The organism is Kocuria sp. CH-021, from assembly GCF_049716185.1.
Taxonomy (GTDB): domain Bacteria; phylum Actinomycetota; class Actinomycetes; order Actinomycetales; family Micrococcaceae; genus Kocuria; species Kocuria cellulosilytica.
In genome coordinates, this window is sequence record NZ_JBNAFK010000010.1 from 99,261 (window position 1) to 125,724 (window position 26,464).

Here is a 26,464-nt window from a genome sequence, read left to right on the forward strand (position 1 = left end):
CCGGAAGGACCCGACATGACCGACAGCACCGGCACCACCACTGCCGCCACCACGGCCGGCACCACGACCGGCACCACTGCCGACAGCACAGCCGGCACCGCCACCGCCGACAGCACGGCGGGCACCACCACCGCCGACAGCACGGCGGGCACCACCACCGACAGCACGAGCGGCGCCACCGACGCCGTCACCACGGCCGGCACCAGCACGGGAACCGTGGTCGACACGGGGACCGGCACCGTCACGGCCGAACTCCGCGGCAGGGTCGCGGTCGTCACCGTGAACCGCCCCGAGGTGCGCAACGCCCTGAACTTCGGGGTGCTGGACGGGATCGAGGCCGCGCTCGACGCGTTCGAGCGGCGGGAGGACGTCGGCGCCGTGGTCTTCACGGGCGCTGGGGAGAAGTCCTTCGTGGCCGGCGCGGACATCTCCCAGCTGGTCGGCTACACGCTGCGGGACGGGCTGCGGGCCCGGATGCAGCGCCTCTACGACCGGGTCCAGGACCTCGAGCTGCCCACGATCGCCGCGGTCAACGGCTTCGCGCTGGGCGGGGGCAACGAGCTGGCGATGTCCTGCGACATCCGCATCGCCGCCGGGAACGCCCGGTTCGGGCTGCCCGAGACCAACCTCGGCATCCTGCCCGGCGCCGGCGGCACCCAGCGGCTGTCCCGGCTCGTGGGCCTCGGCCGGGCGCAGGAGATGATCCTCACCGGCCGGATCATCGACGCCGAGGAGGCGCTGCGCATCGGGCTGGTGACCAGCGTGGTCCCCGCGGAGGAGCTGATGGGCGCCGCGCTCGCCACCGCGGAGACCATCCTCGCCAAGGGCCCCCTGGCCGTGCGGCTGGCCAAGCTCGTGGTGCGCAACGGCGCCGAGACGGACCAGCGCACCGGGCTGCTGCTCGAGCGGCTGGCCCAGTCCCTCCTCTACGCCTCCGACGAGAAGGCCGAGGGCGCGAGCGCCTTCCTGGAGAAGCGCCCCGCCCGCTTCCGCGAGCAGGACTGAACCGCCGGGTGCGGGCGGCTCCCCGCCCGCACCCGGCGGCCACCCCGCAGGGCCGTCGCCCCGCAGCGACTTCGCACCACCGCCCGAGACCTTCGCACGACCGCCCCCAGACCTTCGCACCACCACCCCGAGGAGCAGAGCATGAATTCCCAGCCGAGCATCGACGCCGTCCGCGACGTCCTGATCGTGGGATCCGGTGCCATGGGCACCCAGATCGGGGCGGTCTTCGCCCTCGCCGGCTACACCGTCACCACGAGCGACCTCGACCCCGCCGCCCTCGAGCGGTCCCGGGAGGAGGTGCGCCGCCGGCTCGGCCGGCTCGCCGAGAAGGGCAGCAGGAGCCGGGAGGAGGTGGACGCCGCCCTCGCCCGGATGGCGTACACGACCGACTCGATCGAGGCGGCGCGCTCCACCGACTTCGTGCTCGAGGCCGCTGTGGAGCGCCTCGACATCAAGCGGCAGCTGTTCGCCGACCTCGACGAGGCCGCGCCCGAGCACGCCGTCCTCGCGACCAACTCCTCGACCATTCCCTCGTCCCTGCTCATGGACGCGACCGGCCGGCCCGACCGCGTGTGCAACATGCACTTCTTCAACCCGGCGCTGGTCATGGCCTGCGTCGAGGTGGTGCGCAACCCGCAGACCTCGCACGCCACCGTGGAGACCACTGTGGAGCTGGCCCGCCGGCTCGGCAAGCAGCCCGTCCGGCTCCAGCACGAGGTCCCCGGCTTCGTGGCCAACCGCCTCCTCGGGGCCCTGCGGGACGAGGCCCTGCGGCTCGAGGCGGACGGCGTGGCGAGCTTCGAGGACATCGACGTGGCGGCGCGGACGGCGCTGGGCCACCCGATGGGCCCCTTCGAGCTGATGGACCTGGTCGGCATCGACGTGTCCTACCTGATCCGTCTCGCGGAGCACGAGCAGAGCGGGGACCCCGCGGACCTGCCGCACCCCTCCGTGGAGAAGCTCTACGAGCAGGGCCGGTACGGCCGCAAGACCGGCCGCGGCTGGTACGAGTACGCCGGCTGAGCCCCGGACCACCACCGGGCCGCGCCCCGGACGACCTCCGGGCCGAGCACCGGACGAGGAACGACGACGAGGAGAGAAGACATGAGCCAGTTCGAGGACGCCCACGCCCTGCAGGAGATCTTCGGCCGCCCGGGCACGGGCCCGCTCGCCGGGGTGGTGGTGGCGGATCTCAGCCGCGTGCTCGCCGGCCCCTACTGCACCATGCTGCTGGCGGACATGGGCGCGACCGTCATCAAGGTGGAGAGCACCGCCGGGGACGACGCCCGCGCGTGGGTCCCGCCCCACCGGGACGGCGAGAGCACCTTCTTCCTCTCGGTCAACCGCAACAAGCACTCGATCGCCCTGGACTTCTCGGACCCGGCGCAGCTCGAGGTCGTGGAGCGGATCATCGCCCGCGCGGACATCCTGGTGGAGAACTTCAAGCCCGGCGGCCTGGCGCGCTACGGCCTCGACTACGAGAGCGTCAGCGCCTGGCGCCCGGACCTCGTCTACGCCTCGATCACCGGCTTCGGCACCGCCGGCGGCGCCGACCTGCCCGGCTACGACCTGCTGGCCCAGGCCCTCTCCGGGATGATGAGCCTCACCGGGAGCCAGCACGGCGAGCCGTACCGGGCGGGCGTGGCCCTGTTCGACGTGATCACGGGCCTGCACGCCGCCACCGGCATCCTGGGCGCGTTCCACGAGCGGCAGTCCTCCGGGGCGGGCCAGCACGTGGAGCTGAACCTGCTGACCTCGGCGCTGTCCGGGCTGGTCAACCAGTCCGCCGCGTACGTGGCGGGCGGCAGCGTCCCCACCCGGATGGGCAACGAGCATCCGAGCCTCTACCCCTACGAGCCCTTCCCCACCCGGGACAAGGACATGGTCATCGCGGTGGGCAACAACGGGCAGTTCGCGCGGCTGTGCCGGTGCCTCGGGGCGCCCGAGCTCGCCGAGGACGACCGGTTCAGTACGGTGCCCGCGCGCAACGCCCACCGGGTGGAGCTGCGCCGGCTGATGGTCGAGCGGCTCGCCGCCCGGGACGCAGAGGACTGGTTCGAGCTGCTCAAGGCGGTCAAGGTGCCATGCGCCCCGATCCTCGGGGTGGACGAGGGCGTCCGCTTCGCCGAGGGCCTCGGCCTGGACCCGGTGGTCCTGGCGGGAACGGGGGACCGGGAGATCCCCACGGTCCGCCACCCGGTGGACTTCAGCCGCACCCCGGTCGACTACTCGCAGGCCCCGCCCCGGCTCGACGGCGACCGGGACCGCGTCCTGGCCTGGCTCGAGCGCGGCGAGCCCGCGGTCCGGCAGGCGTCATGAGCGCTGTCGGCCCCGTCAGCCCCGTCGGCACCGTCCACACCGCCGTGCTGCCCGTGCGCTGGTCCGACCAGGACCTCAACCGGCACGTCAACAACGCCCGGGTGGTGACCCTGCTCGAGGAGGCGCGGCTCTCCGCGATGGCCGCCTGGCTGGGGCAGGACGGTGTCCCGGACCCCGCCCGGCCGCGCGTGGTGGTGTCCCTGGCGCTGGACTACCTGCGCTCCATCGACCACGGCCCCGAGCTCACGGCCCGGGTGCGGGTCGCCCGGGTCGGCCGGTCGTCCTGCACGGTGGCCTACGAGCTGGTCCAGCACGAGCAGGTCGCGGTCCGCGCCCGGACGGTGCTCGTGCAGACGGATCCCGCCACGGGCCGGTCCACGCCGCTGCCGGACCGGGTCCGGGCCGCCCTGGCGGGCGTCGTCGTCCCGGAGCCGGAGCCGGAACCGGAGACCGAACCGGAGACCGAGCCGGAGACCGAACCGGGCTCCGTGACCGTGCGTGCATGACCGCGTTCCGGAGGGGGCGGGCCGGCCTGCGGGCGCGGCGGATCGCGTACCCGGCGCTGCTGGCCACCACGGCGCTGGGCACGATGTCCTCGAACGTGATCAACGCGCCGCTGTACGTCATCCAGACGGACCTCGGCATGACGGCGCAGCAGTCGGTGCTGGCCGTGAGCGCCTTCACGGTGGCGATGGCCACGGCCGTCCCGCTCGCGGGGTGGCTCGGCGACCGGCTCGGCGTCCGGGCCTTCCTGCTCTCGGCGCTGGGGGTCATGGTCCTCGCGGAGCTCACGGCCGCCGCGGCGGCGGGCATGGAGGCGCTCGTGCTCGCCCGGATGGTCCAGGGCGCGGCGTGCAGTGCGATCCCGCCCTGCGTGCAGGCGGCCCTGGTCAGCACCTGGCCGGAGCGCACCGCGCAGACGATGGGGGCGTGGGCCTCGGCCATCGGCGTGGGGCAGGCCGTGGGCCCGCCCTTCGGCGGCGTCCTCACCGAGGCCCTGGGCTGGCGCTGGGTGTTCGTGGTGCACGCCGGGCTGGTGCTCGTGCTGATCCTCCTGCTCGCGGTGTTCATGCCCCGCATCCGGCGGCGGCGCCCGCCGATGCACGTGGCCGCGATGGCCTGGCTCGTGGTCGGCGGCGGGTCGACGGCCGCCGCCGTGCTGCTGGCCGGGCAGTCCGGTCCCTGGTCCTGGGCGGCCGCGAGCGCGGTCTCCGCGGTGCTCGGCTGGTGGCTGTTCGCCCGTCTCTCCCGGCGGCGGTCCCGGCGGGCCGCGGGGGACGCGGCGGCACCCCGGCCCCTGCTGGACCCGGCCCTGCTGCGGGACCCCGCCTATCTCACCGCCGCGGCCGGAGCGGGGCTGGCCATGGGCTCCATGGCCGTGGCCATCGTGGCCGTGCCCCTGTTCCTCGGCTCGGACCTGGAACTGGGGCCCGCCCGGATCGGGGCCGTGGTCCTCACCCTGGCGCTCGCCATGACAGCGGCGGGGCCCGTCGCGGCCCGGGTGGGCCGCCGGCACGGCAGCGGGGTCCAGCTGAGCCGCGGCGTCCTGATCCTCGTGGTCGCCGCCCCGGTGGTCACCCTGGCCATGGTCTCGTCCGGCCTCGGCGTGGCCCGCTGGGTGATCGTCTCCCTGGTGGTCCTCGGGCTCGTGCTCGCCGGGACCGGGATCGCCTTCGCCCAGAGCGCGGCGGCCACGGAGCTCGTGCTCTCGCCCGCCGGGGGCTCGGGGACCGCGATCGGCATCCACAACATGATCCGCTTCCTCTCGATGGCCGTGGGCTACTCCGGGGTCTCCCTGGCGTGGGCCACCGGCGCCTCGATCCTCGTCTTCCCCGCGGTCGCCCTGACCGCGCTGGGCCTGCTCGCGATCCTGCGAGCCACTCGCCGGGAACTCCCGGCAGCACCGACCGCACCGACCACCGCGGGTCCTGGGACCCGCCGACGAAAGGACCGACCATGACCACCACCGCGAGCGCTCCCTCGACCGAGGCGCCGGCCGCCGTCCGCGCGGGAGCCGCGACCTCCGACTACTTCCGGCTCGACGACGACCTCACCCCCGAGGAGGTCGCCGTCCGGGACCGGGTGCGGGACTTCGCCCAGCAGCGCGTGCTGCCCGTGATCAACGACTACTGGGAGCGCGCCGAGTTCCCCTGGGAGCTGCTGCCCGGCCTGGCCGAGCTCGGCATCATCGGCACCACCATCCAGGGCCACGGCTGCCCGGGGATGTCACGGAGGGCCGCCGGCATGGTGGCCCGGGAGATGGCCCGGGCCGACGGCAGCATCAACACGTTCCTGGGCGTGCACGGCAACCTGTGCATGGGGGCGCTGAACATGCTCGGCTCCGAGGAGCAGAAGGACCGCTGGCTGCCGGCCATGGCTCGGCTCGAGAAGACCGGCGCGTTCGCGCTCACCGAGCCCGAGCACGGCTCCGACTCGGTGGCCCTGGAGACCTCGGCCCGCCGCGAGGGCCAGGAGTGGGTGATCGACGGGCACAAGCGGTGGATCGGCAACGGGGACGCGGCCGACGTCGTCGTGCTCTTCGCGCGCAATGCCGAGGACGGGAAGGTCAACGCCTTCGCCGTGGAGAAGGACGACGACGGCAACCACCCCGCCGGCTACCGCCCCGAGGTGATCACGGGCAAGGTCGGCAAGCGGGCCATCCAGCAGGCCGACATCGTGCTCGAGGGCCTGCGGGTGCCGGACGCCAACCGGCTGGAGCACTGCCGGTCCTTCAAGGACGTCTCCCGGGTCCTGCAGGCCACCCGCGGCGGCGCCGCCTGGGAGGCCGTGGGCCACGGCATGGCGGCCTTCGAGATCGCCGCCGACTACGCCGCCCGCCGGAAGCAGTTCGGCCAGGCCATCGGCGGCTACCAGCTGGTCCAGGCCCGGCTGGCGAACATGCTCAGCGAGCTCACCACCATGCAGCTGCTGTGCGTTCGGATGGCCGAGCTCGCCGACCGGGGCCAGCTGTCCAACGCGCAGGCCTCGATGGTGAAGATGGCCACGGCGCAGAAGGGCAAGTGGATCTGCAACGAGGCCCGCGACCTCCTGGCGGGCAACGGGCTGCTGCTCGAGAACCACGTCATCCGGCACATGACGGACATGGAGGTAGTCTCCACCTACGAGGGCACCGACTCCATCCAGGCGCTGCTGGTGGGCCGGGACATCACCGGCATCTCGGCCTTCAACTGAGCGCCGGTCCCTTCCCGCCCCGCTCCCACCCCCGCCGCCGAACTCACCGGTTCGGCCCGAGAAGCACAGACGAACCATCGCATCTCGGGGAGAACCGGTGAGTTCGGCGATCCGGGGGAGCCGGGGGCGGGAGGCCGAGAGCTGGGGGAGGCGTCAGGGGGTACTGGTGGGCAGGGCGGGCAGGGGGCCGTCCGGGGCGGGGAACACCGTCTCGGAGATCTCGATGACCGACTGCAGGGCCGGGCTGGCGTCCCCGTGGCGCCAGATGAGGCGGACCTCGACCGGCTTCTGCTCCTGCGTCAGCGGCTTGTAGACCACGCCGCTGGACGGCACGTTGTCCCGGACGCTGGAGAGGATCAGGGAGATGCCCATCCCGGCGCCCACGAGGACCACGAGCGTCCAGGAGTCCGGGGCCACCTGGACCACGCGCGGGACGAAACCCGCGTTCATCGCCAGCGTGTTGAGCCGGTTGGGCAGCGTGGCCCCCGCCCCGCCGGGCAGCACGATCCACGCCTCCTCCGCGAGGTCCTCGGCGTCGACCGTCTCGCGGTCGGCCAGTGGGTGGTTCTCCGGGAGGGCGACGAGCAGCTCCTCGAGGGCGACGAGCCGGGAGCTGATCTCCGCGGGCAGGAAGTCCCACCGGCCGATCACGAGGTCGAGGGAGTCGTCCAGGACCTTCTCCAGGCCCAGGTAGGAGAACTGCGAGCTGTAGAGCTCCAGGCTGATCCCGGGGCGCCGGCGCCGGACCTGGCGCGCCAGCTCACCCACCGCCTGGTTCACGGAGGCCCCGGCGAAGCCGAGCCGCACCCGGCCGATCTCGCCCTCCTGCGACTTGCGGACCACGTCCTTGATCCGCCGCGCGAGCATGACCAGTTCCCGGGCCGGCTCCAGCAGGGCCTCGCCCTGCGGCGTGAGGGTCACGTGGCGGGTGTTGCGCTCGAACAGGGTGGCGCCCAGCTCGGCCTCCAGCTGCCGGATCAGGCGGCTCAGGGGCGGCTGCGCCATGTGCAGGCGCTTCGCCGCGCGGCCGAAGTGCAGCTCCTCCGCGACGGCGAGGAACGCCTGGGCCTTGTGGACTTCCATCCGGCCAGACTAGGTGCTGCCCGGACAGGGCTGCACGGGGGCGGTTTCGTCGCAATTGTCATTTGTGGGGCTTGCCCGCCCGTCCGTGGCATGCTTCCTCTCGTTATGAGGTTCGTCATGCTCCGGAAACACTCCGTGTCCGGTGCAGCAACACGGACTTCCTACAGTCGGAGCAGTACCGCTCGCCCCGCCCCCAAGGAGCAGCCCATGACTGAGCACGCCGGACCAGGATCCGCTCCCGTGCTCCCGCACGCGCGGCGACCGGCCCTCCGGGTGGTGGGCGGCACGGCCGTCGAGCCCGCCCGCCCCGAGCCCGTCCCCGCCGCGCCGGACCCGGCCGAGGAGGCGCGGGCGCGCGCCGCGGCCGCGCGGGCCGCCCACCCGTCCTCCGGCCTCGGCGTGCCGGGCTTCCGGCGCCCGCAGCCGGCCGCGCCCTCGGACCAGGAGAACCGTCCGGCGCCCCTGCCGGAGGAGCCCGGCACGCCCCCGGCAGCGCGGCAGCCCGACGTACCCGCCCTCGACGGGGTCGGTCCGCACGTGGTCACGGGACCGGCGCTCCTGCCGGCGGCCCGGGCCGGGGACGTGCTCAAGGTCGAGGTCCTCCACGTCCTGGACCCCGAGGCGTCCCCCGGGCCGCTTGGCACCGGGTGCACCGCCTATCTGCCGGTCCGCGCGGACGGCGCCGTCTTCTGCCCCCGGGAGCTCCACCGGGCCCTGGGAGCCGCCGGCCAGCCCCTGTCCGGCACCTTCCGGGTGACCGTGTGCCGGACCGGCGCCCAGGGCGTGCCCGCCGTGGCGCACCGGCAGCCGTTCGCCGAGACCGACGAGCACTGGATCGTCGTCGGCCGCTCGGGCACGGACGACGTCGACGAGCGGACGTTCTGCCTGACCGCGGCCATGCACCGGGCCGTGAGCGCCGGGGTGGACTTCCTGGCGCGGGACCGCGGCATGGACCGGCCCATCGCCCACGCCTACCTCTCGAGCACGGCGGAGTTCGCCGTCACCCGGCTGGAGGACAGCTCCGCGGGCGCCCACGGCCGGATCCGCAAGGCCGACTTCTGCTGACCGTCCCCAGCGCACGGGGCCTCGGCCGCCCCGGGCAGATCGATGTGCATTCGTAATCGTCATATTTCGCATGCAGTGCGCTGGACCCCCCGGTAACCCCCTACTGTGGGTGACGCAGGTCACGCGGGCGTCCGTGCGCGGTCCCGACAACGAGGTCGGGCTGTCTGCCGCCGGTAGCACCACGGCCGGGGCGCCCGGTGACCTGTCCAAACCTCCGGCGGTCCCGCACTGCTAGCCTCCGGGCATGACACCGTCCTCCCGGGCCGCCGCCCCCGTCACGTCCCTGCCGCGCACGCTCGCGCGGGTGCTGCTCGGGCTCGTCCTGCTCGGCGCCGGGATCAGCCACCTCACGGTGGCCCGCCAGGAGTTCACGGCCCAGGTCCCCGAGTGGATGCCCGTGCCCGACGACGCCGTGGTGCTCGGCTCCGGGGTGGTCGAGATCGTCCTCGGCGCCGCGCTGGTGGCCCTGCCCCGCCGGCGGGTGCTGCTCGGGTGGCTCGCCGCGGCGTTCTTCGTGGCCGTGTTCCCGGGCAACGTCTCGCAGTACCTCACGCGCGCCGACGCCTTCGGCCTGGACACCGACCGCGCCCGGGCCGTGCGGCTGCTGTTCCAGCCGCTGCTCGTGCTGTGGGCCCTGTGGTCGACCGGGGCGTGGCGGGCGTGGCGCCGCTCCCGCCGGGATCAGTCCCGGCGGTCGGCGTAACGGTCGGCGTAGCGCTCCCGCACGCGCCGGTAGACGGTGAACGTGCCGAGATAGGCGAGGGCCGCGAGCACCACGACGGGCAGCCACTCCTGGGCGTCCACCGTGGTCAGGAGCGCTCCGGCGGACGTCACCACCAGGGCCAGGACGAGCAGGCTCGCGACGATCGACTTCACGGGCGTCCTTCCGGGGCGCGGGGGCGTTCGGGACAGCTCCAGCGTAGCGGCCCGGCGGACGCTGTCCGCCGGCGCCACCGCGACAACGGCGCCGCGGCGGCGAGGGCCCGTGGCAGCGGTCCGGCGGGCGCGTCCCGGGAACTCAGCAGGCCTCGGCGAGCGCCCGGTCGGCCGCGTCCGCGGAGGGCTCCGCGGGGACGTCGCCCAGGTGCAGCAGGTCCACCACGTCCGCCTCCTCGAGGCCGGTCTCGCGGGCCAGGAGGGTGATCGGCACACCGTGGCGCACGGCCAGGCGCAGCTCGTCGCGCAGCGTCTCCACGGCCTGGTCGAGCCGCCACCGCTCCGCCTCGAGGCCGGACTCGAACGCGCAGAGTCGCTGCTCCTGCTCCTCGGCGTCGCCGGCGGCGAGGGGTCCGGCGTCCGCCAGGGCCTGGTCGAAGGCCCACTCGGCGGTCTCGACCCGCCCGGCCGCGGCGAGGACCCGCCGCGTGAAGAACGGGCGGAACAGCATCGCCTCGCCGTCGGGGACGATCGAGGGCACCGTGCCCTCGGGCGCCGGGGTCTCCTGCAGGAAGCCGCAGGCGCAGGCGTGCATCCACCGGCCGTCGACCGCCGCCTGGGCCACGGCGTGGTTGACGCGGTCCTCCACCTCGGTGAACTCGAGGGTGCGCACCGGCATGGGCCTCCCGCAGTGCACGGGGGCGGCGGGGCCCGCCCCGGGGCCGTTCCGGACCGCCCGGAGGGAGGAGGACTCTGCCGTCTCGACGGTGGACCGGTGGTGCAGCTGCTGCTTCATCTGGCGACCTTCCTCACGTGTCCTGCTTCGTTCCACTGCGACTCCGTGCGCCTCGTCACGCCGTCGCACGATTCCCATCGAACAGCAGTGTTACTAGATTGTCTAGTTACCAGTTCTGCTGATTTGTAGATCACCTACACTGGAGCCATGAGCGCACACCCCCAGACCTCGTCCGGCTACTGGTACGCCGCCGAGGGCGACCGCCCGCCGGCGGTGCAGGTGCTCGAGGCGCTCCGGGCCTACCGGGCGGCCGAGTCCGCCATGCGGCTGCGGACCCGGGACTCCATGGGCATGGGGGAGAAGGACGTGCTGGCCCTGCGCTATCTGCTCGAGGCGGACCGCGCGGGGACCCCGCTGAGCCCGCGGGATCTGGCGCGCAAGCTGGGCATCTCCTCGGCCTCCACCACCACGCTGCTGGACCGGCTGTCCCGCAGCGGCCACGTGGCGCGGCGTCCCCACCCCACGGACCGGCGGGCGCTGGTGATCGTGGCCACCGAGGAGGCCGACTGCGAGGTCCGCTCCACGCTCGGGGCCATGCACGAGCGCATGCTGAGCGCCGCGCGGGAGCTGACCGCCGAGGAGGCCGCGACCGTGACCGCCTTCCTGCAGAAGATGGCGGCGGCGGTCGAGGCCGTCGACGAGGCCCGGCTCCAGGAGCGCGTCGAGGACTGCCGGCACCCCGCCCCGGGCCACGGGGGCGCCTGAGCCGCGCGCCCGGTGCACCGGGGCCGCAGCGGAAGGCCGGCGAGCACCTCAAGGACGCCGCCCGCGACGTCGGCGACGGCCTGAAGAGCTGAGCAGGCGGGTGCGCCCCCGCCTGGGAGCGGGCGGGGGCGCACCCGGGCACCGCTCCGCACGGTGCGGAGTGCACGGTGCACCGCGCACCGTGCGGAGCGGACCCGTCAGTGGGTCGGGAAGCCCAGGTTGATCTGGGACTCCGAGGGCTCGGGCCAGCGGGTGGTGACGAGCTTGCGGCGGGTGTAGAAGTTGAAGGACTCCGGGCCGTACATGTGGGTGTCCCCGAACAGGGAGTTCTTCCAGCCGCCGAAGGAGAACGCCCCGATCGGCACCGGGATCGGGACGTTGACCCCGACCATGCCGACCTCGATCTCGAACTCGAACTGCCGCGCCGTCTTGCCGTCGCGGGTGAACACCGCCACCCCGTTGGCGAACTGGTTGGTGTTGATCAGCCGCACGGCCTCCTCGTAGGTGTCCACCCGCACCACGGACAGCACCGGGCCGAAGATCTCCTCGTCGTAGACCTTCATCCCGGGCTTGACGTGGTCGATCAGCGAGACGCCGGTGAAGAAGCCCTCGCCCTCGAACTGCTGGGTCGTGCCGTCGACGACGACGCTCGCGCCCTCGGCGGAGGCTCCCGTCACGTAGTCGTTGACCCGTTCCAGGGCCTGGGGCGTGATCAGCGGGCCCATCTCCGAGGCCGGGTCGGTGCCGTCGCCGATGGTCAGGCCCGCGATCCGCTCCTTGAGCCGGTCGATCAGCGGATCGGCCACGTCCCCGACGGTGACCAGCACCGAGACGGCCATGCAGCGCTCCCCGGCGGAGCCGTAGGCGGCCGAGATCGCCGCGTCCGCGGCCCCGTCCAGGTCCGCGTCCGGCATGACCACCATGTGGTTCTTCGCCCCGCCCAGGGCCTGGACGCGCTTGCCGTTGGCGGCGGAGGTCTCGTAGATGTACTTGGCGATCGGGGTGGAGCCCACGAAGGACACGGCCTTGACCAGCGGGTTGGTCAGCAGCTCGTCCACGGCCACCTTGTCCCCGTGCACCACGTTGAGCACCCCCGGCGGCAGGCCGGCCTCGGCGAAGGCCTCCGCGATCCACACCGCCGCCGAGGGGTCCCGCTCGGAGGGCTTGAGGATCACGGTGTTGCCGGCGGCGATCGCGGTGGTGATCATCCACAGCGGGACCATCGCGGGGAAGTTGAACGGGGTGATGCACGCGACCACGCCCACCGGCTGGCGGGTCTGGTGGACGTCCACCCCGGTGGCGGCCTGCTCCAGGAACTCGCCCTTCATGTGGTGCATCAGCCCCGCGCAGAACTGCACGTTCTCCAGCCCGCGGGCGACCTCCCCGGCCGCGTCCGAGAGGACCTTGCCGTGCTCGGCGGTGATGATCGCGGCCAGCTCCGGGGTGCGCTCGCGGATGATGTTCTCGACCTTGAACATGATCGCCGAGCGCTTCGACATCCCGGTGGCCCGCCAGGCCGGCAGGGCGAGCTCGGCGGCCTCCACGGCGGTGGCGACCTCCTCGGCGGAGGCCAGCAGCACCTGCCTGGCCACCTGCCCGGTCGCGGGGTTGTAGACGTCGGCGGTGCGCTCGGAGCCGCCGCGGCGGGCCCCGTCGATGAAGTGCTCGATGACCTCGCCGGAGCCCCGGGGGTCCTGGGCGCCCCGCTCGGCGTCCTGCTGCGCGCGGGTCTCGGCGTCCTGCTTGGTGTTCTGCATGGTGTCCTCCTCGGTCGTGGTGGTCTCGGCGCCGCTCAGGCCCGGTCCGGGTCCCAGCCCGGGATCTTCCCGTCCGGCGCGGCGTACTTGGTGATGAGGGAGCAGTCCTTGTCCCCGAGGCCCTCGTCGATGAGCTGCTGCAGCCTCTCGGCCACGAGCTCCGCCGCGGGCAGCCGCACGCCGGTCTGCTCGCCCGCCATGAGCGCCAGCCCGGCGTCCTTGGCGGCGAGGACGGCGCTGAAGGTGGCCTCGAAGTTCTTGTTGGCCGCCGCGGAGTCCACGATCCCGGGCACGGGGTACCAGGTCTGCAGCGCCCAGGAGTTGCCGGAGGACACCGAGGCGATGTCCCAGAACACCTGGGGGTCCAGGCCCAGCCGGTCGGCGAGCACGGAGCCCTCCGCGCAGGCCTCGAGGCAGATGAACAGCATCATGTTGTTGACGATCTTGGCGGCCTGGCCCGTGCCGGCGTGGCCCGTGGCCACGATCTTGCGGGCCATGGGCTCGATGAACGTCCGGGCCTGCTCGACGACGTCGGGCTTCCCGCCGACCATGAAGGTCAGGGTGGCCGCCGCCGCGCCGCTGATCCCGCCGGAGACCGGCGCGTCCACGAAGCGGAAGCCGGCCTCCTCGGCCGCCCCGTGCAGGTGCTCCGCGGTCTCCACGTCGATCGTGGAGCTGTCGATGAGCAGCGCGTCCTTCGGCGCGAGCGCGATGACGCCGCTGTCGCCGAGGTAGACGGCACGGGCGTGCTCGCCCTTGGGGAGCATCGTGAACACCACCTCGGCGCCCTGCAGCGCCTCCTCCAGGGTGTCGAAGGTCTGCACCCCGTGGTCGCGGGCGGCCGCCATGGCGGCGGCGCTGACGTCGTGGCCGCGGACGTCGTGGCCCGCCTTGACGAGGTTGCCGGACATCGGGTTGCCCATGTGGCCGAGGCCGATCCAGGTGATGGTGGTCATCGGGGAGTCCCTTCTGCGGGGTCGAGAACTGCGGGGTGTCGAGCGGTGAGGTCCCGGGCGGCGGGGTGCCGGACGGCGGGGGTCGTGCGCAGCGCGCCCAGCGGCGGACCGGGGGGCCGGTCCGCCGCTGGGCGCGCTCGGGTGCTGGTGCCGGTGCGGATCAGGAGGTCCGGTCCCGGGCGGCCTTCTCCTCGGAGAGCCGGCGCCGGTCCTCGGCGTCGACGTCCTGGAGGGAGATGCCCTTGGTCTCGCGCAGCGTCCACACCGCGAACAGGGTGATGAGGCAGGCGATGGCGATGTAGATCGCGATCGGCACCCAGGAGTTGAACTCGCGCAGCAGGGCGGTCGCGATGATCGGGGCCAGGGATCCGGCCACGATGGAGGTCACCTGGTAACCCAGGGAGACGCCCGAGTAGCGCATCCGGGTGGGGAACATCTCGGCCATGATCGCCGGCTGCCCGGCGTACATGAGCGCGTGGATCATCAGGCCGAGGGTGATGGCCGCCAGGATGATGAAGCTGTTGTCGGTGTCGAACATCGGGAAGGCGATGAACGCCCAGAAGATGCCCAGCGCGGCGCCCGCGGCGTACATCGGGCGGCGGCCCACCCGGTCGGTGGCCCGGCCGACCAGCGGCACGCAGATCGCGTGGATGACGTGGGCGATCAGCAGCAGGAGCAGGATCCGGCTGGTGTCCACGTCCCGCTGGGTGGACAGGTAGGTGATCGAGAAGGTCACCACCACGTAGTAGAGAATGTTCTCCGCGAAGCGCAGGCCCATGGCGCCGAAGACGCCGCGGGGGTACCGGCGGAAGACCTCGCCCACGCCGTAGGCCGCGGACTTCTCCTCGCGGACCTCCTGCTGGGCCTCCTTGAAGATCGCGGCGTCCGTGACGTGGGTGCGGATGTAGTAGCCGATGGCCACGATGACGATCGAGAGCCAGAAGCCCACGCGCCAGCCCCAGGCGAGGAAGGCCTCCTCGGAGAGGGTGAAGGACAGGGTGAGCAGCACGACGGTGGCCAACAGGTTGCCCAGCGGCACGGCCGCCTGCGGCCAGCTGGACCAGAAGCCGCGCTCCTTGTTGGGGGAGTGCTCGGCCACGAGCAGCACGGCGCCGCCCCACTCGCCGCCCACCGCGAAGCCCTGCACGAAGCGCAGCACCACCAGCATGGCGGGGGCCCAGTAGCCGACCTGCTCGAAGCCGGGCAGGCAGCCCATGAGGAAGGTGGCCGCGCCGACCATGACGATCGAGATCTGCAGCAGGTGCTTGCGCCCGTACTTGTCGCCGAAGTGGCCGAAGACGATGCCGCCCAGCGGGCGGGCGATGAAGCCGACCGCGTAGATCAGGAACGCCTTGAGGATGCCGTCCAGCGGGTTGCCGGTGTCCACGAAGAAGAGCTGGCCGAAGACCAGGGTGGACGCGGTGGCGAACAGGAAGAACTCGTACCACTCCACGACCGTGCCGGCCATCGAGGCCGCGACGACCTTCTTCAGCCCGCCCCGGTTCTCGGGGGAGTCGTTCGGGTCCGCCGAGGCGGCGACCCTGTCCTCAGTGCTCATGGGGTTCTCCTCTTGCTGGGGAAACGGTGACGGTGGTCACAATGTTTGCCTACAGTGTGCGGATCTGTGGCCCCCTTCACAATGACCATGCGCTCGCCGTGCCTGTGCAAAAATGCACATACCGTCCGGTCGTGTGCACTGTCCGGTGCGGGTCCCGCCATCCGGAGGAGTTGCCCCTTGTCGCACGGTGCCGACGACCTCCTGCTCCTGCTTGCCGTGGTCCGCCACGGCTCCTACGCGGGCGCCGCCGCCGACCTCGGGCTCAGCCACACGACCGTGTCGCGGCGCATGGCGGCCCTCGAGCGGACCGTGGGCGCCCGGCTGCTCGTGCGCTCGGGGGACATGTGGGAGCCCAGCGAGCTGGGCCGGAAGTTCGTGTCCGCCGGCGAGGAGATCGAGTCCGCGATGGGCTCGCTGCCGCTGGGCCCGGGCGGACGCGGCAACTCGGTCAGCGGCGTGGTGCGGGCGCTCGCCCCGGACGGCTTCGGCGGCGTGGTCATGGGCGCGGCCATGCGGCGGCTGATCGAGGAGCACCCCGGGGTGCGGCTGGAGATGATCAACGCGGCCCGGCGGGCGCAGACCAACCCGGTGGGCATCGACCTCGAGGTGGTCGTGGGGCGCCCGGAGGTCTCCCGCAAGGAGGCCTTCCACCTGGCCGACTACTCCCTGGGGGTCTACGCCTCGCGGGGCTACCTCGCCGCCCACCCGCCCCTGCGCACGCCCGAGCAGGTGCAGGAGCACCCGCTCATCTACTTCGTGGAGTCGATGCAGGACGTCGCCGAGCTGGACATCCCGCGCCGGCGGTTCCCGCGGATGCGCCAGGGCGTGGGGGCCACGTCCTCCGTGGTGCACGTGGAGCTCACCCGCGCCGGCGCGGGCATCGGCCTGCTGCCCTGCTACCTCGCCGAGCGGGCCGGGGACCTGGTGCGGCTCTTCCCCGAGGAGCTCTGGTTCCCCGTGGAGTACTGGGTGGTCTCGCGCGCCGACCTGCTCCGCCGGCCCGCCGTGCAGGCCGTCATGACCGCGATCCGCGCGGCGGTGGCCGACATGAAGGACGAGCTGGTCGCCGCTCCGCCGTCGGGCTGACGGGCCGGGCCTACCGGGAGCGCAGGACGTCGAAGACCGAGGAGTCGTCGTGCCGGCCGTGGCCCTCGCGGCGGCCGCGCACGTAGAGCTGCTCGGCCGCCGAGGCCAGCGGCACCGGCTGGGCGACCGCCCGGGCGGCGTCGGTGACCAGGCCCATGTCCTTGACGAAGATGTCCAGGGCGGAGCGGACCTCCGCCTCCTCGCCCTGCAGCATCCGCGGCCCGCGGTCCTCGAACATGAAGGACGTGGCGGCCCCGGTGGAGAGGACCTCCAGGCACTGCGCCGCGTCCAGGCCCATGGAGTCGGCCAGGGCCAGGGCCTCGCCCGCCACGGCGATGTGCACTCCGCACAGCAGCTGGTTGACCACCTTGAAGCGCTGCCCGTCGCCCACCCGGGGCCCGACGAGCGGCGCGTTGGCGGCCATCGCGTCCAGCAGCGGCCGGACCGCGACGACGTCCTCCTCGGCGCCGCCGACCATCACGAGCAGGTCCCCGGTGGCCGCGCGCGCCGTCCCGCCGGACACCGGTGCGTCCACGATCCGCACGCCGCGGGACTCGAGGCCCTGCGCGCAGGACTCCACGGACTGGGGCCCGACGGTCGCCATCACGAGCAGCACCGTGTCCGGGCCGAGGGCCTCGGCGACGCCGCGCTCGCCGAACAGCACGTCGTGCAGCTGCGCCCCGGTCGCGACCATGACGACGACGACGTCCGCGCCGGCCGCCGCCTCGCGGGGGTCGGCCAGCAACTCGAGGGCGTCGCCCACCTGCTCCTGGGCGCGGGGCGAGACGTCGAAGCCGCGGACGGGGAAGCCGGCGCGGGCCAGGGTGAGGGCCATGGGGGCGCCCATGGCGCCGAGGCCGAGGAAGCCGACGGACAGGGGTGAGCTCATGAGGGGTCCTCCTGGGAAGCGGGTGTGCTGGACGGGGTGCCCCGGCCGGCCGAGCGGGCGCGCTCGGCGGCCCCGTCGAGGACCTCCACCACGTCGGCGAGGGCGCTCTCCCCGCCCACGTTGCCGGGGAAGACCACATAGGGTCCGCCCTGGGTGGTCTCCGGGGCGTCGGTGGGCTGGAACAGGGAGATCTGGCCGGGGAAGAACTGTCCGGTGACGGTGGCCCGGCGGATCCCGAGGCCCCGGTGGGCCACCTCGTGGGAGGTGATCCCGCCCTTGGCCACGACCCACGCCGGGCGGGACTGCGCCACGCCGTGCACGACCGCCACGAGCGCGTCCGAGACCGAGCGCGCGATGGCCAGCGACTCGTCGGAGTCCTCCGTGCGCACGAGCTCCCGGCTGGTCCACACCACCGCGTCGCGGCCCGCCAGCGCGTCGGTGATCCGCGCGACGGCGTCGGCCACGTAGCCGGGGCGGGAGGCGTCGTCGAGCAGGGTGGGCACGTCCAGCTCCACCTCGTACAGGTCGCGGCGGGTGCGCAGCTCGGCGAGCTGGCGGTTGGTGAGCCCCACGTGGGAGCCCACGGCCACGAGCCCGTGCGGCAGGCGGTCCGGGCCCACCGTGATGTCCTCGGGGCCCAGTTCCCGCGAGTCCGTGAGCCCGGCCAGCGGGCGCACGAAGGACGGCCCGCACCGGGTGACGAAGGTCCGCCCCTCGGACTCGAGCACCGCGAGCGCCTCCGCCACGGTGTCGAGGTCCGCGTACTCCGTGGCGTTGACCACCACCCAGGCCCGGTCCCGGGCCCGGCGCAGGATCTCCGCGACGGCCGGCACGCCCCCCGAGCGGATCTCGTCGAGGCCGATCGACAGGATCGAGTCCCGGTCCAGTGCCCCGCCGGAGCGCTCCACGAGGAAGTCCTTGAGGTCGGAGGCGGAGTAGCCGAAGGTCGCGTCCGCGGCGAAGTCGGTCTCGCCCACGGGCATCGGCTTCCCCTGCATGACCGCATAGTGGACGTCGCCCTCGGTGTACCGGCCGGCCTCGAGCATGGCCGGGGCGAAGAGGAACCCGTCCACGGCCGTCCCGTGCTGGGCGAGCACGTCCGCCAGGGCGGTGGGCTCGGCGATGACGTGCCCGCGCAGGGTCGAGTCGCTGCGGGAGACCAGGTGGGGCAGCGGCAGGCCCTCGGCGGCGAGACTCTGCAGGACCGACGAGACGAGGTCCGTGTTGAGCGCCACGGCCTCCGCCTCGGGCCGGGCCCGGCTGTTGGTGAGCACGAAGCACGTGCGCCCGGGGTGGCGGACGACGTCCAGGACCGGACCGGGATCGAGTTCGAGGACGACGTCGACGTCGTGGACGCACTGGGACCCGGTGGGGTCGTCGTCGAGCACGAGCAGGGTGCGCGCGGTGGTCATGCGGGGACTTCCTTTCGGGAAGAGGCCAGGGCGGGCGGCAGATCCTCGTCGATCTCCGGGCCGACGCTCCACCTGTAAGATGTCAGACATTCTACGTGGCACGGCACACGTCGTCCACGCCGCCGGGGGAGGCGCCCGCCGCCGGAGCATCGGACCTCCGATGATCGCCGGTGGGTAGACTTCCCTGTCAGGGCGGGAGCCGGCACCGGAGCCGCCGCCCGCCGTCCGCCGCACCGAGGAGGAGCGCCATGGCACGACCGTCCCTGGTCGACCAGGTCGCCGACGCCCTCCTCGACCGGATCATCGCCGGGGACTTCCCTCCGGGGGCGGCGGTCCCCGGGGAGATCGAGCTCAGCGCGCAGCACCAGGTCAGCCGCATGACCGTGCGGGAGGCGATCAGGACCCTGGGCGCCCAGCGCATCCTGCGCGTGGAGCGCGGCCGGGGCACCTTCGTGAACCCCGTGTCCCGGTGGGCGTCCCTCGAGGCCGTCATCCGGGCCGTCTCCGAGGGACAGGACGACGCCGCGGCCGCCGTGCAGCTCATCGAGCTGCGCCGCTTCCTGGAGTCCGGGGCCTGCGAGCTGGCCGCCGGGCGGCTCTCCGCCGAGGAGCTGGACGAACTGGCCCGGGACGCCGACGCCATGGCCGACGCCCACCGCGCCCAGGACGTGGCGGCCTTCGTGGCCGCCGACCTGCGCTTCCACGAGCGGATCCTGCAGGCCTCCGGCAACGTGTTCGTCGCGGTCCTGTTCGAACCGCTGCACCGCGTGCTGGCGGAGCGGCGCGCCCAGACCTCCCGGGTGCCCGAGATCCAGGCCCACGCCGTCGCCGAGCACCGCAGGATCGTCGCCGCCCTGGCCTCCGCCGACCCCGCCCGGGCTCGCCAGGCCATGGACCAGCACCTGCAGCAGACGCTCGCCGACCTGAAGACCTACGTGCTGGGGGACCGCTTCCCGGCCGACCGCTGAACGACTCCTGACGAAGGACTCCGCCCATGCGCGCCAACATGCTCGACGTCGTCACCACCGCCCTCGACGCCCGCACCGCCGTGCCGGCGCTGAGCACCTACGACTTCGCCACGGCCCAGGCCGTGGTGGAGGCCAGCGAGCGCGCGGGCCGCCCCGTGATCCTCCTGGTCCCGTCGAAGGCGGCCGCAGGGACCGGCGGGCGACGCTTCGTCACCGCGCTGCGCCACCTGGCCGACGACGCCGCCACCCCCGTGTGCGTGCAGCTGGACCACGCCGTGGACCTGGGGCTGATCGAGCAGGCCGCGGCGGCCGGTGCCGACGCCGTCCTGGCCGACGGCTCGGCCCTGCCCGCCGCGGAGAACGCCGAGCTCGTCGCTCGGGCCCGCGATGTCGTGGGCCCCGGCGTGGTGCTCGAGGGGGAGCTCGGCAGCCTCCCCGGCACCAAGGACACGGCCCGGACCACCGGGCCCGGCGGCATGACCGACCCCGACGAGGTCCCCGGGTTCCTGGCCGCGTCCCGGGCGGACCTGCTGGCCGTGGCCGTGGGCAACGTGCACGGGCACTACCAGGGCATCCCGCGGCTGCACTGGGGCCGCCTGGAACAGATCTGCGAGGCCGCCGGCCGGACCCCGCTGGTGCTGCACGGCGCCTCCGGGATCCCCGAGACCATGCTGGTCCGCGCGCCCCTGGCGGGCATCGGCAAGGTCAACATCAACACCGAGCTGCGCGCCGCGATCTTCGCGACCCTCGCGGACCGGTGCGAGGAGCGCAGGAGCCAGGGCCTGGACCTGTGGGTGCTCCTGGAGGACTGGACCGGGTCGGTGGGCGAGTTCACCACGCTGGCCCACGGGCTGACCACCGCCGAGGCGTGCCCCCGGAATACCTGAGCACCGGTTCGTCGTTCCCGCATGCCGTGCCCCGGGACCGGTCCGCCGGCTGCCCGGTGGCACCGGCAGCACGCACCAGCACCGCATCACGAGCAGAGGAGTTCCTCATGGAGTACACCCGACTCGGCAGTTCCGGCCTGTACGTCTCCCGGCTGGCCCTCGGCACCATCCCCTTCGGCTCCGGCGGAGGCTTCGAGAAGATCGCGGGGCTCGGCCCGGACGAGGCGAAGCGGCAGATCGACGAGGCCCTGGACCGCGGCGTGAACTTCATCGACACCGCCAACCTGTACTCGGCCGGGGACGCCGAGCGCGTCCTGGGCGAGGTGCTCGGGGACAAGCGGGACGACGTCGTCCTCACCTCGAAGGCGCGCACCCCCACCGGGGACGGCCCCAACGACGGCGGCGCGAGCCGGATCCACGTGACCCGGGCCGTCGAGGACAGCCTCCGGCGGCTGCGGACCGACCACCTCGACCTGCTCTACCTGCACCAGTGGGACGGGCAGACCCCGATCACCGAGACCATCGCCACTGCCGACGAGCTGATCCGGGCCGGGAAGATCCGGTACTGGGGCGTCTCCAACTACAACGGCTGGCAGCTGGCCAAGACGGTCTACGAGGCGCGGCTGGCCGGGCTCGAGGCCCCGGTGGCGCACCAGGCCTACTACACCCCGGAGGCCCGGGAGATCGAGTACGAGATCGTCCCGGCCGCCCGCGACCTCGGGCTCGCGACCTTCGGCTGGAGCCCGCTGGGGGAGGGGCTGCTCAACGGGAAGGTCCGCCGCGGGACCGAGACCCCGTCCGACACCCGCCAGGGCACCGGCTGGCCGGAGCCGCACGTGGTGGACCGGGACCGCGCCTACGGCCTGATCGAGCTCTTCGACGAGATCGCCGGGGAGCTGGGCTGGACGATCCCCCAGGTGGTGATCTCCTGGATCCTGGACCGGCCGGGCATCGACGGGACCGTGATCGCCGCCCGCAGGTTCGAGCACCTGCAGGAGGACCTCGACGCCGCCGAGCTCACGCTGCCGCAGGAGGCCCGGGACCGGATCACGTCCGCGTCCCAGCTGCCCGCCTACTACCCGCTGTGGCACCGGCTGCTCAACGGCCAGGACCGCCCCGAGCCCGCGGAGGCGGAGTTCTACGCCGAGCAGCGCGGCCACGTCCTCGGGGAGGACCGCGCCGAGGGGTAGGGCTCAGCCGATGAGCATGCCCGCGATCGCGGCGCTCATGAGGTTGGCGAGCGTCCCGCCGAGCACGGCTCGCAGGCCGAGCTGGGCGATGTCCCGGCGGCGGCTCGGGGCGATGCCGCCGAGCCCGCCGAGGAGGATCGCCAGGGACCCGAAGTTCGCGAACCCGGTCAGGGCGAACGTCACGATGGCCTGCGTCTTCGCGGAGTAGTCCTCGATCTGCGGGGCGAAGCCGGCGAACGCCACGAACTCGTTGAGCACCAGCTTCTGCCCGAGGAAGCTGCCGGCGTCGAGCGCCTCGGCCCAGGGCACCCCGACGGCGAACATCACCGGCGCGAAGACGTAGCCGAAGAGCTGCTCGAGGGTGAGGTCGCCCAGCCCGAACAGACCGCCGATCGAGCCCAGGATGACGTTGATGAGCGCGATGAGCGAGATGAAGGCGATGAGCATCGCGCCGACGTTGAGGGCCAGGCTCAGGCCGTCCGAGGCGCCGCGGGCGGCGGCGTCGATGACGTTGGCCGGCGGCTCCTCCTCCTCGACGGGGTCCCCGGCCGCGTCCGTGGCGGAGACCCCCTCCGGGTCGGCGGACCGGGCGACGTCGCCGGGCCGGGCGGCGTCGCCCTCGCTCCGGCCCGCGGCCTGGGCGTCCTGCCGCCGGGCGATCTCGAGCGCCGCGTGCGAGGTCGCCCCGCGCCGGGCACCGCGGGCCAGCCACCGCCGCGCGCCGCCGCGCTCATCCCGCGCCGGCTCGCCCTGCGCCGGGCCGTCGGTGCCCTCGGCAGCGCCCACGCCGGTGCCGTCGGTGCTCTCGGCAGCGCCCGCGCCGGTGCCGTCGTCGGTGCCCGCCGGCCCGCCGGCAGCGCCCGGGGCCCGTGCGGCGCCGGCCGCCGGCGCCTCCGCGCGTGTTCCTTCCCGTGCTTCCTCCAGGGCCCCGGAGGGGACGAGGAGCTTGGCCATGAGCAGCGCGGCCGGGGCCGCCATGAACGAGGCCGCGATGAGGTACTCGAGCGGCGCCCCGAGCAGGGAGTAGCCCACGAGCACCGAGCCGGCCACGGTCGCCAGCCCGCCGCACATCACGGCGAAGAGCTCGGAGCGCGTCATCCCCGCCACGTAGGGCCGGATGACCAGCGGCGCCTCGGTCTGCCCCACGAAGATGTTGGCGGCCGCGTTCATCGACTCCGGGGTCGTGGTGCCGAGCAGCTTCGCCAGCCCGCCGCCGATGATCTTCACGACCCACTGCAGGATGCCCAGGTAGTACAGCACCGAGGTCAGGGCCGCGAAGAACACGATGACCGGCAGCACCTGGAAGGCGAAGACCGCCCCCTCCTCGGGCAGGATCGGGCCGAAGAGGAAGTCGATGCCCGCGGCGGAGGAGTCGATGACGGCCTGGACCGCCTGGGTGATGGTCTGGAGCACGGCGCGGCCGGCCGGGACGTAGAGCACCAGCACGCCGAAGGTCACCTGCAGGGCCAGCGCCAGGGCGACGGTCCGGATCCGGATCCTGCGGCGGTCCACCGAGAACAGGACCGCGATGGCGAGGAGCGCGATCATCCCGCCGATGCCCCACAGCACGTCCAGCAAGTGAATTGTCCTTCCGTCGGGCGTGCCCAGGATGCCGGCGACGACGTCGGTGCGGGCTCCGCCTCGTGCTGACGGCGACGCCGGCGTGGTACGGGGTACTCTAACCGCAGCGCTGCGCGGTCCCCTGTTTCTTTTTTTCGGGACTGCCTCGACTGCCTCGACCGACTCGGAGGGTGCGAGCGATGGCCGATCCGGAAGCCCGGCCCTTCTACCTCGACTGCGACACCGGCATCGACGACGCCCTCGCCCTGACCTACCTGGTGGCCACGCCCTCGGTGGACCTGCGCGGCATCGGCACCGTCAGCGGCAACACCGACGCCGTGACCGCCGCCCGCAACACCCTGGACCTGCTGGCCCTGCTGGACCGCCCCGGCACACCGGTCGCGGTCGGCGCCCAGCACCCCCTCGCCGGCCGGTCCGGCGGAGGAGCCCCGGAGGTGCACGGCACCCGCGGCATCGGGGACGTGCAGCTGCCGAGGGCGGCCGCCGCACCGGTGGCCGAACCGGCGGAGGCGATGCTCATCCGGCTCGCCCACGAGCACCCGGGCGAGCTCCACGTGCTGGCCACCGGCCCGCTGACCAACCTCGCCCGGGCCCTCCGGCAGGAGCCCGCCCTGCCCGAGCTGGTCGCCGGCGTCACCGTCATGGGCGGCGCCGCCCTGGCCCCCGGCAACCGCACGCCGGTGGCCGAGGCCAACATCCTGCACGACCCCGAAGCGGCCGCCGAGGTGCTCGCCGCCCCGTGGGAGGTGACCCTGGTGCCGCTGGACGTCACCATGGAGCACCCCCTGGACGAGGACCAGCGGCAGCAGATCGCGGCCGTCGACCATCCGGTGATGCCGGCGCTCGCCGCGATGCTCGAGCACTACGCCGGCTTCTACACCGAGGTCTTCGGCCGCCCGGTCTCCGCCCTGCACGACCCGCTGGCCGCCGCGGTGGCGGCCGGCACCGTCCGGACCGGCCTCGCCCCGACGGTCCGGGTCGAGGTCGACACGACCGGCGGCCCCGGGCGCGGCCAGACGATCTGCGACCTGCGCGGCCGCTACGCCGGTCACCCCGCCGCGGCCGGCGCCCGGTGCCGGGTGGTGCTCGAGCTGGCCGAGGACTTCGCGCCGCACCTCCTGGCCGCGTTCCGCCGGCTCGGCGCGTCCGCACCGGCGGAGCCGCCGGAGCCCGAGCCTCCGGCGCTCACCGTGGTGGGCAGCATCAACATCGACCTGACGGCGGTGTGCGAGCGGCTGCCGGCCCCGGGAGAAACGGTCGGCGGCGCGGCTCTGCAGCGGGAGCCGGGCGGCAAGGGCGCCAACCAGGCGGTGGCCGCGGCCCGGCTCGCCGGCCGCGCCCGGATGATCGGCGCCGTCGGCGAGGACCCGGACGGCAGCGCCGTCCTGCGCAGCATGGCGGCCGCCGGGGTCGACACCACCGGTGTCGCCCGGGTGCCGGCGCCGACCGGCACCGCCCTCATCGCCGTGGACCGGGACGGGGAGAACCAGATCGTGGTCTGTTCCGGCGCCAACGCCGAGGTGTCCCTCGAGGACGTGACCTTCGCGCCGGAGGAGGCGGTGCTCTGCCAGCTGGAGATCGAGCTCGACACCGTGCGCGAGACCGCCCGGCGGACCCCGGGCTTCTTCGCCCTGAACGCCGCCCCGGCCCTGCCCCTCCCGGCGGAGCTGGTGGACCGGTGCGACCTGATCATCGTCAACGAGTCCGAGTACGCCCTCATCCCCGAGCTGGCCGAGGCCAAGCTGGTGGCGGTGACCTACGGCGCCGAGGGCTCGGCCATCCTCGAGCGCGGGCGGCAGGTCGCGTCCGCCCCCGCGGAGCAGGTCGACGTGGTCAGCACGGTCGGTGCCGGGGACGCGTTCTGCGCCGCGCTGGTGCTCGCCCTCGTCTCCGGGGCGGACTCCGCGACGGCGCTGCGGGCCGCCAACGCGGTGGGCGCCCACGCCGCGGGCGACCCCTCCTCGCAGCCGGAGCTCTTCCCGCTGGCGCACTACCTGCCGACCCCCGACGCCGACGGTCGACCGCCCTCGGCCGGGAACTAGCCTGGGCCCATGACCTCGAACCCTCCGCGGCGACCGGCCCCCTGGCAGTCCCCGGGACCGGCCGGACACGGTCCCCCGGGCCCCGGCCGCACCGTCCCGCTCCCTGGCGGCACGGAGGCGCCCGTCCCGTACCCGGGTCCTCCGCGCGGCCCCGTTCCGCCCGCGGGCGGTCCGACAACGCCGCCGCCGCTCACCCTCGCGGAGTTCTACCGCACGCCGCGGAACCGCTGGTGGAAGGGCCTGCTCAGCATCCTGGCCGTCGTCGCGGCGATCGCCGTGTTCTCGATCGTGCTGTCCTTCGCCGGTGTGGCGATCGACCTCCTGCTGGGCACCACCACCACCGAGGAGCTGGCGAGCGGCCGGATCACCCTCACCCCGGCGCTGCTGCTGGCCACCAACCTGTCCCTGATCGCCTCGGCCGCCGTCGCGGTGCTCCTGCACCGGTACCTGCACCGGCAGCCGGTGGGCACCCTCCACTCGGTGGCCGGGCGTCTCCGGTGGGACTGGCTGGGGCGGGCGTCCGTCGTCGTCGTCCCGCTGTTCGTGGCCTACGTGGTGGTCATCGTCCTCGTGGAGACACCGGGGCCGATCGTCCTGGACGCGACCACCTGGGCCTTCCTCGCGATCGTCCTGCTGACCACCCCGCTGCAGGCGGCGTCCGAGGAGTACATGTTCCGCGGCGTGATCCAGCGCGCCGCGGGCTCGTGGGCCCCCGGGGCCGTGCCGTCCTTCGTGCTGGGCACCCTGGTGAGCTCGGTGCTGTTCGCCCTCGCCCACTTCGCCACGGACGGGTGGCTCATCGCCTACTACGTGGTCTTCGGCATCGCGATGTCGTTGCTGACCCAGTTCACCGGCGGGCTCGAGGCGGCCGTGCTCGTGCACGCGGCCAACAACGTGCTGCTGTTCCTGGTCTCCACGTTCACCGGGCAGATGAGCGAGGGCATGGACCGCTCGGCCGGGGTGGGCGGCCCGTTCATGCTGGCGCCGATGGTCGTCATCGTGGCCATCGCGGCGGTCCTGACCGCCCTCGGCCGGCGGGCGGGGCTGCAGCACCGGGCCGTGCCGCCGCCGGCCGCCTGAAGGCGACTGCCTGAGGC

The 26,464-nt window shown here is 73.7% G+C and carries 24 protein-coding genes and 1 pseudogene; 16 read left to right on the forward strand and 9 right to left on the reverse strand.

All coding sequences use genetic code 11. The annotated features are described in order from the left end of the window. Nucleotides 1–15 precede the first annotated feature (15 nt). The 6 genes from ACPYN7_RS09640 (at nucleotide 16) to ACPYN7_RS09665 (ending at nucleotide 6,516) form a co-directional block, all read left to right on the forward strand. Nucleotides 16–1,005, forward strand: a complete 990-nt coding sequence (locus tag ACPYN7_RS09640; protein WP_424347497.1) for an enoyl-CoA hydratase/isomerase family protein — start codon at nucleotides 16–18, stop codon at nucleotides 1,003–1,005. A 141-nt stretch (nucleotides 1,006–1,146) separates the two neighbouring features. After that, a complete protein-coding gene (locus tag ACPYN7_RS09645; protein ID WP_424347498.1) occupies nucleotides 1,147–2,028 on the forward strand; it encodes a 3-hydroxyacyl-CoA dehydrogenase family protein in 882 nt (293 codons plus the stop codon). An 81-nt stretch (nucleotides 2,029–2,109) separates the two neighbouring features. Beyond that, on the forward strand, nucleotides 2,110–3,324 hold the full coding sequence (locus ACPYN7_RS09650; RefSeq protein WP_424347499.1) for a CaiB/BaiF CoA transferase family protein: 1,215 nt from the start codon (nucleotides 2,110–2,112) through the stop codon (nucleotides 3,322–3,324). Beyond that, on the forward strand, nucleotides 3,321–3,830 hold the full coding sequence (locus ACPYN7_RS09655; protein WP_424347500.1) for an acyl-CoA thioesterase: 510 nt from the start codon (nucleotides 3,321–3,323) through the stop codon (nucleotides 3,828–3,830). The genes ACPYN7_RS09650 and ACPYN7_RS09655 overlap by 4 nt, the downstream gene beginning before the upstream one ends. Continuing rightward, nucleotides 3,827–5,284, forward strand: coding sequence for an MFS transporter (locus ACPYN7_RS09660; RefSeq protein ID WP_424347501.1), 1,458 nt, complete (start codon nucleotides 3,827–3,829; stop codon nucleotides 5,282–5,284). Before ACPYN7_RS09655 ends, ACPYN7_RS09660 begins: the two co-directional genes overlap by 4 nt. Beyond that, nucleotides 5,281–6,516 carry an acyl-CoA dehydrogenase family protein gene (locus ACPYN7_RS09665; protein WP_424347502.1) on the forward strand — a complete coding sequence of 412 codons (1,236 nt, stop codon included), beginning with the start codon at nucleotides 5,281–5,283 and terminating at the stop codon, nucleotides 6,514–6,516. Before ACPYN7_RS09660 ends, ACPYN7_RS09665 begins: the two co-directional genes overlap by 4 nt. A gap of 153 nt (nucleotides 6,517–6,669) precedes the next feature. On the opposite strand, the gene ACPYN7_RS09670 is transcribed toward ACPYN7_RS09665, so the two are convergent. Further along, nucleotides 6,670–7,599 carry a LysR family transcriptional regulator gene (locus tag ACPYN7_RS09670; protein ID WP_424347503.1) on the reverse strand — a complete coding sequence of 310 codons (930 nt, stop codon included), beginning with the start codon at nucleotides 7,597–7,599 and terminating at the stop codon, nucleotides 6,670–6,672. Nucleotides 7,600–7,806: 207 nt separating this feature from the next. On the opposite strand from ACPYN7_RS09670, the gene ACPYN7_RS09675 reads away from it, so the two are divergent. Both ACPYN7_RS09675 and ACPYN7_RS09680 read left to right on the forward strand, forming a co-directional pair. Then, nucleotides 7,807–8,664 (forward strand): hypothetical protein, encoded by an 858-nt coding sequence (locus tag ACPYN7_RS09675; protein WP_424347504.1) that lies wholly within the window; start codon nucleotides 7,807–7,809, stop codon nucleotides 8,662–8,664. A 244-nt stretch (nucleotides 8,665–8,908) separates the two neighbouring features. After that, nucleotides 8,909–9,367, forward strand: a complete 459-nt coding sequence (locus tag ACPYN7_RS09680; RefSeq protein WP_424347505.1) for a DoxX family protein — start codon at nucleotides 8,909–8,911, stop codon at nucleotides 9,365–9,367. Here ACPYN7_RS09680 and ACPYN7_RS09685 read toward each other — a convergent pair. Together ACPYN7_RS09685 and ACPYN7_RS09690 are read right to left on the reverse strand one after the other, a co-directional pair. After that, a complete protein-coding gene (locus tag ACPYN7_RS09685; protein ID WP_058875094.1) occupies nucleotides 9,346–9,540 on the reverse strand; it encodes a hypothetical protein in 195 nt (64 codons plus the stop codon). The genes ACPYN7_RS09680 and ACPYN7_RS09685 overlap by 22 nt on opposite strands. Nucleotides 9,541–9,682: 142 nt before the next feature. Continuing rightward, the gene (locus ACPYN7_RS09690) at nucleotides 9,683–10,336 is read right to left on the reverse strand and encodes a hypothetical protein (protein WP_424347506.1); all 654 of its coding nucleotides are present in this window, start codon (nucleotides 10,334–10,336) and stop codon (nucleotides 9,683–9,685) included. 147 nt (nucleotides 10,337–10,483) lie between these two features. On the opposite strand from ACPYN7_RS09690, the gene ACPYN7_RS09695 reads away from it, so the two are divergent. Beyond that, on the forward strand, nucleotides 10,484–11,041 hold the full coding sequence (locus ACPYN7_RS09695; protein ID WP_424347507.1) for a MarR family winged helix-turn-helix transcriptional regulator: 558 nt from the start codon (nucleotides 10,484–10,486) through the stop codon (nucleotides 11,039–11,041). Nucleotides 11,042–11,238: 197 nt separating this feature from the next. Here the strand turns inward: ACPYN7_RS09695 and ACPYN7_RS09700 are convergent, their stop codons facing one another. From ACPYN7_RS09700 to ACPYN7_RS09710, 3 genes are all read right to left on the reverse strand, one after another. Then, nucleotides 11,239–12,798 carry a CoA-acylating methylmalonate-semialdehyde dehydrogenase gene (locus tag ACPYN7_RS09700; protein WP_424347508.1) on the reverse strand — a complete coding sequence of 520 codons (1,560 nt, stop codon included), beginning with the start codon at nucleotides 12,796–12,798 and terminating at the stop codon, nucleotides 11,239–11,241. Nucleotides 12,799–12,833: 35 nt separating this feature from the next. Next, entirely contained in the window at nucleotides 12,834–13,754 is a 921-nt protein-coding gene (gene mmsB, locus ACPYN7_RS09705; RefSeq protein ID WP_058875099.1) for a 3-hydroxyisobutyrate dehydrogenase, read from the reverse strand. A gap of 160 nt (nucleotides 13,755–13,914) precedes the next feature. Beyond that, nucleotides 13,915–15,312 carry an MFS transporter gene (locus ACPYN7_RS09710; RefSeq protein ID WP_058875100.1) on the reverse strand — a complete coding sequence of 466 codons (1,398 nt, stop codon included), beginning with the start codon at nucleotides 15,310–15,312 and terminating at the stop codon, nucleotides 13,915–13,917. 177 nt (nucleotides 15,313–15,489) lie between these two features. On the opposite strand from ACPYN7_RS09710, the gene ACPYN7_RS09715 reads away from it, so the two are divergent. Further along, complete coding sequence (locus ACPYN7_RS09715) at nucleotides 15,490–16,398, forward strand: LysR family transcriptional regulator (protein ID WP_058875101.1); 909 nt, start codon at nucleotides 15,490–15,492, stop codon at nucleotides 16,396–16,398. Between the two features lie 10 nt (nucleotides 16,399–16,408). On the opposite strand, the gene ACPYN7_RS09720 is transcribed toward ACPYN7_RS09715, so the two are convergent. Together ACPYN7_RS09720 and ACPYN7_RS09725 are read right to left on the reverse strand one after the other, a co-directional pair. Further along, complete coding sequence (locus tag ACPYN7_RS09720; RefSeq protein ID WP_424347509.1) at nucleotides 16,409–17,287, reverse strand: NAD(P)-dependent oxidoreductase; 879 nt, start codon at nucleotides 17,285–17,287, stop codon at nucleotides 16,409–16,411. Next, on the reverse strand, nucleotides 17,284–18,699 hold the full coding sequence (locus ACPYN7_RS09725) for a four-carbon acid sugar kinase family protein (RefSeq protein ID WP_424347510.1): 1,416 nt from the start codon (nucleotides 18,697–18,699) through the stop codon (nucleotides 17,284–17,286). The genes ACPYN7_RS09720 and ACPYN7_RS09725 overlap by 4 nt, the downstream gene beginning before the upstream one ends. 248 nt (nucleotides 18,700–18,947) lie before the next feature. Here ACPYN7_RS09725 and ACPYN7_RS09730 point away from each other — a divergent pair, with 248 nt between their 5' ends. The 3 genes from ACPYN7_RS09730 (at nucleotide 18,948) to ACPYN7_RS09740 (ending at nucleotide 21,744) form a co-directional block, all read left to right on the forward strand. Then, nucleotides 18,948–19,667 (forward strand): FadR/GntR family transcriptional regulator, encoded by a 720-nt coding sequence (locus ACPYN7_RS09730; RefSeq protein ID WP_058875104.1) that lies wholly within the window; start codon nucleotides 18,948–18,950, stop codon nucleotides 19,665–19,667. A 26-nt stretch (nucleotides 19,668–19,693) separates the two neighbouring features. Continuing rightward, nucleotides 19,694–20,554 carry a class II fructose-bisphosphate aldolase gene (locus ACPYN7_RS09735; protein WP_058875105.1) on the forward strand — a complete coding sequence of 287 codons (861 nt, stop codon included), beginning with the start codon at nucleotides 19,694–19,696 and terminating at the stop codon, nucleotides 20,552–20,554. A gap of 107 nt (nucleotides 20,555–20,661) precedes the next feature. Beyond that, a complete protein-coding gene (locus ACPYN7_RS09740) occupies nucleotides 20,662–21,744 on the forward strand; it encodes an aldo/keto reductase (protein ID WP_058875106.1) in 1,083 nt (360 codons plus the stop codon). Between the two features lie 3 nt (nucleotides 21,745–21,747). On the opposite strand, the gene ACPYN7_RS09745 is transcribed toward ACPYN7_RS09740, so the two are convergent. Next, on the reverse strand, nucleotides 21,748–23,322 hold the full coding sequence (locus ACPYN7_RS09745) for a NupC/NupG family nucleoside CNT transporter (RefSeq protein ID WP_424347511.1): 1,575 nt from the start codon (nucleotides 23,320–23,322) through the stop codon (nucleotides 21,748–21,750). Nucleotides 23,323–23,504: 182 nt separating this feature from the next. Between ACPYN7_RS09745 and ACPYN7_RS09750 the strand changes: the two are divergent. The 3 genes and pseudogenes from ACPYN7_RS09750 to ACPYN7_RS09760 all read left to right on the forward strand — a co-directional run. Next, nucleotides 23,505–24,404 (forward strand): annotated as a pseudogene (locus ACPYN7_RS09750) (nucleoside hydrolase); the annotation flags it as partial. A 111-nt stretch (nucleotides 24,405–24,515) separates the two neighbouring features. Beyond that, the gene (locus ACPYN7_RS09755) at nucleotides 24,516–25,367 is read left to right on the forward strand and encodes a ribokinase (protein ID WP_424347543.1); all 852 of its coding nucleotides are present in this window, start codon (nucleotides 24,516–24,518) and stop codon (nucleotides 25,365–25,367) included. Nucleotides 25,368–25,376: 9 nt separating this feature from the next. Next, nucleotides 25,377–26,447, forward strand: coding sequence for a lysostaphin resistance A-like protein (locus ACPYN7_RS09760; RefSeq protein WP_424347512.1), 1,071 nt, complete (start codon nucleotides 25,377–25,379; stop codon nucleotides 26,445–26,447). The last annotated feature ends 17 nt before the right edge of the window (nucleotides 26,448–26,464 follow it).

Coding starts and splice junctions, on each gene's coding strand:
- ACPYN7_RS09640 (WP_424347497.1), top strand. CDS start 16: ATGACCGACAGCACCGGCACCACCACTGCCGCCACCACGGCCGGCACC.
- ACPYN7_RS09645 (WP_424347498.1), top strand. CDS start 1,147: ATGAATTCCCAGCCGAGCATCGACGCCGTCCGCGACGTCCTGATCGTG.
- ACPYN7_RS09650 (WP_424347499.1), top strand. CDS start 2,110: ATGAGCCAGTTCGAGGACGCCCACGCCCTGCAGGAGATCTTCGGCCGC.
- ACPYN7_RS09655 (WP_424347500.1), top strand. CDS start 3,321: ATGAGCGCTGTCGGCCCCGTCAGCCCCGTCGGCACCGTCCACACCGCC.
- ACPYN7_RS09660 (WP_424347501.1), top strand. CDS start 3,827: ATGACCGCGTTCCGGAGGGGGCGGGCCGGCCTGCGGGCGCGGCGGATC.
- ACPYN7_RS09665 (WP_424347502.1), top strand. CDS start 5,281: ATGACCACCACCGCGAGCGCTCCCTCGACCGAGGCGCCGGCCGCCGTC.
- ACPYN7_RS09670 (WP_424347503.1), bottom strand. CDS start 7,599: ATGGAAGTCCACAAGGCCCAGGCGTTCCTCGCCGTCGCGGAGGAGCTG.
- ACPYN7_RS09675 (WP_424347504.1), top strand. CDS start 7,807: ATGACTGAGCACGCCGGACCAGGATCCGCTCCCGTGCTCCCGCACGCG.
- ACPYN7_RS09680 (WP_424347505.1), top strand. CDS start 8,909: ATGACACCGTCCTCCCGGGCCGCCGCCCCCGTCACGTCCCTGCCGCGC.
- ACPYN7_RS09690 (WP_424347506.1), bottom strand. CDS start 10,336: ATGAAGCAGCAGCTGCACCACCGGTCCACCGTCGAGACGGCAGAGTCC.
- ACPYN7_RS09695 (WP_424347507.1), top strand. CDS start 10,484: ATGAGCGCACACCCCCAGACCTCGTCCGGCTACTGGTACGCCGCCGAG.
- ACPYN7_RS09700 (WP_424347508.1), bottom strand. CDS start 12,798: ATGCAGAACACCAAGCAGGACGCCGAGACCCGCGCGCAGCAGGACGCC.
- mmsB (WP_058875099.1), bottom strand. CDS start 13,754: ATGACCACCATCACCTGGATCGGCCTCGGCCACATGGGCAACCCGATG.
- ACPYN7_RS09710 (WP_058875100.1), bottom strand. CDS start 15,312: ATGAGCACTGAGGACAGGGTCGCCGCCTCGGCGGACCCGAACGACTCC.
- ACPYN7_RS09720 (WP_424347509.1), bottom strand. CDS start 17,287: ATGAGCTCACCCCTGTCCGTCGGCTTCCTCGGCCTCGGCGCCATGGGC.
- ACPYN7_RS09725 (WP_424347510.1), bottom strand. CDS start 18,699: ATGACCACCGCGCGCACCCTGCTCGTGCTCGACGACGACCCCACCGGG.
- ACPYN7_RS09730 (WP_058875104.1), top strand. CDS start 18,948: ATGGCACGACCGTCCCTGGTCGACCAGGTCGCCGACGCCCTCCTCGAC.
- ACPYN7_RS09735 (WP_058875105.1), top strand. CDS start 19,694: ATGCGCGCCAACATGCTCGACGTCGTCACCACCGCCCTCGACGCCCGC.
- ACPYN7_RS09740 (WP_058875106.1), top strand. CDS start 20,662: ATGGAGTACACCCGACTCGGCAGTTCCGGCCTGTACGTCTCCCGGCTG.
- ACPYN7_RS09760 (WP_424347512.1), top strand. CDS start 25,377: ATGACCTCGAACCCTCCGCGGCGACCGGCCCCCTGGCAGTCCCCGGGA.